We start from the raw sequence: 6,381 nt of genomic DNA, 5'->3' as shown, positions 1-6,381 counted from the left end.
CGACAAGGCGGCGGTCGAGGAGCTTCTGGCGACGCATCCTCGACCCGGCGATGTGGTGGCCGATCGCGGCTACGATGCCCGCGCCGTGCTCGACCTGATCGCGGCGCGCGGCGGACGCGGCCATATCCCGACCCAACGCGACCGCAAGGTGCAGCGGCAGGTCGATCCGGTCCTCTACCGCCAGCGCAACCTCGTGGAGAGGTTCTTCTCCAAGCTCAAGCAGTTCCGAAAGATCGCCACCCGATACGAGAAGACGGCGGAAAACTACCTCGCCGCCGTCCTCATGGCATGCTCAAGGCTGTGGATGAGGAATTATGAGTCCGCAGCCTAGGTCAGCGCCGCCAGCACCTCTTGGGCCAGGGCCTCGACTTCGGCGCGGGCGGCGGCATTGCGCGCGCTCTCGCCCGCGCCCAGCCCCTGCCCCAACGCCTCGGCATAGGCCACGCGGTTGGCAAGCTGGGCCGCCGCGACCTCGGCCCCCAGCGCGGCGGCGCCTTGGGCCACCTCGCCGGTCAGCCGGGCCCGCGCGCGGGTGCGGTTCAGCACGATCAGCGTGGCGCATTTCTCGCGCCGCGCCAGGTCCAGCACGCCTTCGGTCGCCCACAGGTCGACATGGCTGCTGGCCACCGGCACCAGCACCAGGTCGGCCACGCGCAGGGCCGGGCGCAGGTCGCTGTCGATCTTGGGCGGCGTGTCGATGATGACGAAATCGAAGCGCTTCTTCAGCTTGTCGGATTCGTAGCTGGCCCCCCAGGCGGACGAGGTGGAGAATTCCAGCGCCTCGTCCTCGCCCCGCCGCTCCAGCCGTTCCAGGAACCAGCGGCCCATGCTGCCCTGCGGATCGGTGTCCAGAAGTGCGACGGAATGGCCGCATCCGCGCAGCGCGACCGCCAGGTTCACCGCGATGGTGGTCTTGCCCGATCCGCCCTTCTGCTGGGCGATGGTGATGATGCGTCCTGCCATAAGCCCCTCTGTCCCGCCGTTCCGCGCCAGCCTAGGCGGGAAGCGCGCGCGATGCACGGCTTTTTCGCAGGTGCAGAAACTGTTCCGGCGTCAACTGTCCCAGGTCGCGGCGACCTCGTACATCACCGGCTCGAAATGGCGGCACATGCCGTGGATGGCGCGGTTGCGAACCCGCATCTCGGGGGTGCGCAGCATGGCTTGATAGTCGCGCCGGTCGCGCCATTGCGAATAGGTGCAGATGCGGGTCTGCGCGTCGTTGAGATGGATCGCGCCCCAAAGATAGCCGGGCTGGCTGCGGATCACCTGGTCATAGGCGTCATTGAGCGCGTCCAGCACGTCCTGCGCCGTGCCCGGCGTCACCTCGAATGTGCAGATTACGGTCTGGCCGTCGAATTCCTTGTCGATGCGGGTCATGGGCTGGGCTCCTCCTTGCCTGGCTGTCCGGTCCAGCTTACGGCGAAGCGCGCCAACTTGCAGCGCTTTTCCGTCCGCGCCATGGTGGCGGCTACCCGAGCGAAAGGACATGAGCATGATTCCGGTCTTTGACGGCCATAACGACTTTCTGCAACGCATGGTGGCTGCCGGGCCCGGCCGCGACTCGCTTTGGCAGCAAGGGGACGGAACCGGCCATCTGGACCTGCCGCGAATGAAGGCGGGGGGACTTGCCGGCGGATTCTTCGCGGTCTGGACGCCCTCGCCGCCCGGTCCCGACGATGCGCTGGCGGCAATGCTCAAGAAAAACCCGCCCTTCTCATTGCCCCTGCCGCCCCAGGTCGCATCGGACGACGCCCTGCCGCATGCCCTGGCGCAGGTGGGCCAATTGATGGCGATGGAGCGGTCGGGCACGTTGGCAATCTGCAAATCCGCGGCCGAGATCCGCGCCGCCATGGCCCAGGGCCGCATCGCCGCCATCCTGCATGTCGAGGGGGCCGAGCCGATCCCCGACCTGGACGCGCTGCATGTCTGGCACGCGATGGGGCTTCGCTCGCTCGGGCCGGTCTGGTCGCGGTCGACGCGCTATGCCCATGGCGTGCCCTTCGCCTTTCCGTCCTCGCCCGATACCGGGCCGGGGCTGACCCAGGCGGGCAAGGACCTGGTGCGCGAATGCAACCGGCTGCGCATCATGCTGGACCTGTCGCATCTGAACGAAAAGGGCTTCGACGATGTGGCGCGGCTGTCGGATGCGCCGCTGGTCGCCAGCCATAGCTGCGCCCATGCCATAGCCCCCAGTTCGCGCAACCTGACCGACCGGCAGCTTGCGGTGATCGGCGAATCGCGCGGCCTGGTGGGGTTGAACTTTGCCGTGGGCTTTCTGCATCCCCAGGGGCGGCGCGACCCGATGCACGGGTTCGCGGTCATGCTGCGGCACCTGGATCACCTGCTGGAGTTCCTGGGCGAGGACGGCGTGGCGCTGGGATCGGACTTCGACGGCGCCGACATGCCCGCGGATCTGGCCGATGCCGGCGCCTTGCAGAACCTGATCGCCGCCATGCTGGACCACGGCTATGGCCGCGACCTGGTCGAGAAGATCGCCTGCAAGAACTGGCTGAACCTGCTGGGGCGGACCTGGGGCGGCTAAGCCCCTTTTCCTGCTGGCGCCGAGGCCCCGATTCGCCCGGCCTAGTCCTGGATGACCATCGGCGCCACGCCCAGCGCATCGGCAAGCGAGCGGAAGCGCGCCTCGGCCACCTCGCCCATCAGCGCGCGGCCGATCCGCGTCAGCTTCAGTTCCAGCACCTTTTTCTTGGGCTGAAGCTTCAGCGCCCCCGCCTCGGCCGGGTCCTTGACCGAGAACATGGCGCCAAAGCGCATGGCCTTGCCCAGCACCTCGGCCTCGCGGATTTCCTTGTCGGACAGCAGCGCGAATAGCGGCGCCATCGGCGAATTGGCCCGGCTGTTCTTGTAGCGGTGCAAAAGCGACAGGCCCAGGAACACCCGTTCGGGATGCGACAGCGCCGCCATATTGGCCCTGGTGACATTGTCGAAACAGGCATCGGCACGATATTCCGGGTGGGCGCGCCAGGTCGTGTCGTGCAAAAGGCAGGCCGCCCTGACCAGCCGGTCGCGTTCCGGGGGCAGCCCGCCGAACAACGGCTCAAGAAACTGGTAAAGCTTCTTGCCGAATCCTGGCATGCGCGCCATCTGCCGCTCGGAAAAGCGCGCCGCCTCGATCAGCGGATCGCGCGAGCGCAGCCCCGAAGGCATCTGTTCGTAAAGCAGCCCCTCGCGGATGCCGTAAGAGGACACGGCCAGCGACTTGGGCTGCATGGCCTGCACCAGTTGGCGCAGCACCTGGCTGGCCAGCGGCACCAGTTCCATCCGGCTTTGCGAGATGCCGGTCATCGCCCGCATCTCGGACATGGACTTGCCGGCGATCCATTTCACCGTATCGGCCACGGCGGTGGGCGACAGGCGGTATTCATGCAACACCGTCATCGGGTATTTCGCCCGCTCCATGTCCAGCCGCGCGATGGCCCGCCACGAGCCGCCGACCAGATAGATCTGTTCGTGGCCCCGGCCCAGCCGCTCGGCCGCGTCCTCGATCGCATTGCGGATATGGTCGCGCAGCCCCGAGGCGCCGCCCTTGACCTGTTGCAGCCGGAACGGACCCAGCGGCGTCGAGATGCGGCGGCCGACCTTGCCATCGGCGACCTCGGCCAGTTCCATCGAGTTGCCGCCGATGTCGCAAACCAGGCCCCTGGCGTCGGGCCAGCCCAGCAGGACGCCCTGCGCGGATAGCCGCGCCTCTTCCTCGCCTTCGATGACATGCAGCCTAAGGCCGGTTTCCTTCTCGACCGCCTTGCGAAAGGCCGGGCCGTCCTCGGCCTCGCGCACGGCGGCGGTGGCCACGCAGGTCAGTTGCTTGATGCCCATGCTTTCGGCCAGGACCGCAAAGCGGCGCAGCGCCGACATGCCGCGGCGCACCCCTTCGGGGTTCAGCCGCCCGGTGGTGGCCAGGCCCGAGCCCAGCCCGGCCATGACCTTTTCGTTGTAGAAATAGGCCGGCGAGCGTGCCGCCCCGTCGAACACCACCATGCGAATCGAGTTCGAGCCGACATCGACCACGCCAACCCGGCTTAGCGCCCGCTCCGAGGCGCGATCGAACAGCGAGCGTCCGAAGGGTTCGATGGTTTCTCCGCTTGCGGTCAAGATGCCGTTCATCGGGTTCCTCTCGATTCCGTTATCACGCCGGGCGCGCGCGCTTTGGATGGGGCAATTTACCCCCTCGCGTCAATCCGTCGAGTGCATCAGCGCCGGAACGTCGCGGGCCCCCGCGCTGCCGCGTCCCGACAATGAGGGATTCTCCATGAAGAACTTGTGACAGGAAAACAGGTCGTCGCGGCCCGCCGGAAGATAGCGCAGATAGCGCCCGTCGGGCTGCAACAGCCAGCTTTGCGCCTCGTCGGCCATGTTTGCGGCCATGACCTGGCTGGTGATCTGGGCCTTGACCGTTTCATTGAGGCATTCGACCAGCGCCTCGACCCGGCGGTTCAGGTTGCGCCCCATCCAGTCGGCCGAACTCAGGAACACCCGCGCCTTCTTGGACGGCAGGCCGAAGCCGTTGCCGAAGCAGACGATGCGGGAATGTTCCAGGAATCGCCCGACGATGGACTTGACCCGGATGTTTTCCGACAGGCCCGTGATGCCGGGGCGCAGCCCGCAGATGCCGCGGATGACCAGGTTGATCCTGACGCCGGCCTGGCTTGCGGCATAAAGCGCCTCGATCACGTCCTTGTCGATCAGGCTGTTCATCTTGGCCCAGATCTCGGCCGGCCGGCCGCGGCGGGCGAACTCGGCCTCGCGCGCGATCAGTTCCAGCAACCGCTCTTTCAGGTCGATGGGCGATATGGCGATGTTTTCCAGCCCGTCGGGCTGAACGTAGCCCGACAGGAAGTTGAACACCTTGGAGGCGTCGCGCCCCAGCGCCGGATCACAGGTGAACAGCGACAGGTCGGTATAGATCCGCGCGGTGATCGGGTGATAGTTGCCGGTGCCGAAATGGGTGTAAGTCACCAACTGGTCGCCCTCGCGGCGCACCACGGCGCTGATCTTGGCATGGGTCTTGTATTGCATGAAGCCATAAACGACATGCGCGCCCGACCGTTCCAGCCGCCGCGACTGGCGAATATTCGCAGCCTCGTCGAAACGGGCCTTCAGCTCGACCAGCGCCGTCACCGACTTGCCCGATTCGGCGGCCTCGCACAGCGCATCGACGATGGGGCTGTCGCGCGAGGTGCGGTAAAGCGTCTGCTTGATCGCCAGCACGTCCGGGTCGCGCGCCGCCTGCGCCAGGAAACGCACCACCATGTCGAAGGTCTCGTAGGGGTGGTGCAGCAGCATGTCCTTTTGCCGGATGGCCGCGAACATGTCGCCTTCATGGTCCTGCACCCGTTCCGGGACGCGGGGAATAAAGCCGGGCCATTGCAGGTCGCGACGTCCGTCCAGCACCAGTTCGCGCAGGTCCGCCATGCCCAGCAGTCCTTCGACCTCGACCACCTCTTCGGGGTCGACGTCCAGTTCCTGCATGATGACCCGGCGCAACCGGTCCGGCGCGCCCGCTGTAATCTTCAGCCGGATGACCGAGCCGCGGCGGCGCCGCTTCAGCGCCGTCTCGAACTCTCGCACCAGGTCTTCGGCCTCTTCCTCGACCTCCAGGTCGCTGTCGCGCAGCACGCGAAAGGCGCAATGGCCGATGGCGCGATAGCCGGGAAACAGGCTGGGCAGATGCATCAGCAACAGGTCCTCCAGCCGCAGGAAGCGCTTGCCGCCGGGCAGCGGCACGAAACGCGCGATCTGCTGGGGAATCGGCAGCAGCGCCTGCATCTGCCGCCCGTCGCTTTCCCGCGCCAGTTCCAGCGCCAGCGAAAAGCCGGCATTGGGAATGAAGGGGAACGGATGCGCCGGGTCTATGGCCAGGGGCGACAGCACCGGAAAGACCTGATCCATGAAATGCCGGCGCAGGAACGCGTCCTCGGCGCGGGTCACGCGGCCGCGCGACAGGATGGCGATATCGGCCTGTTCCATCTCGCGCCGCAACCCGTTCCAGACCGCCTGCTGCGCGCCCATCAGCCGCCGGGCATCGGCATTGACCAGCGCAAGCTGTTCGGCCGGGATCAGACCGTCGTCGGATTGGGTGGTATTGCCCTCGCGCACCAATTCGCGCAGCCCCGCGACCCGGACGGTATAGAACTCGTCCAGATTGGTGGCGGAAATCGACAGGAAGCGCAGCCGTTCAAGCAGCGGCACCCGCGGATTGCGCGCCTCGTCCAGCACCCGCCAGTTGAAGGCAAGCCAACTGATCTCGCGGTTGAAGAAGCGCGCGGCGCCCTCGGGCGGGCCGTCGGGCAGGTCGCGCGGGGTGGGAAAGGGGGATTTCAGGAAATCGGCCTGGGTCATGTCGCTGCGAGCTTGGAAATG

Annotated in this window: 6 protein-coding genes; 2 read left to right on the top strand and 4 right to left on the bottom strand. The window is 66.9% G+C overall.

All coding sequences use genetic code 11. The features are described 5' to 3' along the window. Positions 1–331 (top strand): transposase (locus F3H32_RS17865; RefSeq protein ID WP_223191387.1); only part of this gene is annotated, 331 nt, incomplete at its 5' end. Here the strand turns inward: F3H32_RS17865 and parA are convergent. Then, the gene (gene parA / locus F3H32_RS08415; RefSeq protein ID WP_149765445.1) at positions 328–963 is read right to left on the bottom strand and encodes a ParA family partition ATPase; all 636 of its coding nucleotides are present in this window, start codon (positions 961–963) and stop codon (positions 328–330) included. The genes F3H32_RS17865 and parA overlap by 4 nt on opposite strands. Before the next feature lie 90 nt (positions 964–1,053). After that, positions 1,054–1,377, bottom strand: coding sequence for an antibiotic biosynthesis monooxygenase family protein (locus F3H32_RS08410; RefSeq protein WP_149765444.1), 324 nt, complete (start codon positions 1,375–1,377; stop codon positions 1,054–1,056). Between the two features lie 115 nt (positions 1,378–1,492). Between F3H32_RS08410 and F3H32_RS08405 the strand changes: the two genes are divergently transcribed. After that, positions 1,493–2,542, top strand: a complete 1,050-nt coding sequence (locus tag F3H32_RS08405; protein WP_149765460.1) for a dipeptidase — start codon at positions 1,493–1,495, stop codon at positions 2,540–2,542. 41 nt (positions 2,543–2,583) lie between these two features. Here F3H32_RS08405 and ppx read toward each other — a convergent pair whose 3' ends face one another. Both ppx and F3H32_RS08395 read right to left on the bottom strand, forming a co-directional pair. Next, on the bottom strand, positions 2,584–4,125 hold the full coding sequence (ppx, locus tag F3H32_RS08400; protein WP_149765443.1) for an exopolyphosphatase: 1,542 nt from the start codon (positions 4,123–4,125) through the stop codon (positions 2,584–2,586). 69 nt (positions 4,126–4,194) lie between these two features. Beyond that, the gene (locus F3H32_RS08395; RefSeq protein WP_149765442.1) at positions 4,195–6,360 is read right to left on the bottom strand and encodes an RNA degradosome polyphosphate kinase; all 2,166 of its coding nucleotides are present in this window, start codon (positions 6,358–6,360) and stop codon (positions 4,195–4,197) included. Between the last annotated feature and the right edge of the window lie 21 nt (positions 6,361–6,381).

Origin of the sequence: Paracoccus thiocyanatus (assembly GCF_900156255.1) — a bacterium.
GTDB classification, from domain to species: domain Bacteria; phylum Pseudomonadota; class Alphaproteobacteria; order Rhodobacterales; family Rhodobacteraceae; genus Paracoccus; species Paracoccus thiocyanatus.
Note: the sequence above shows the minus strand (reverse complement) of the source record. Positions and strands in the feature narration are given on the sequence as shown.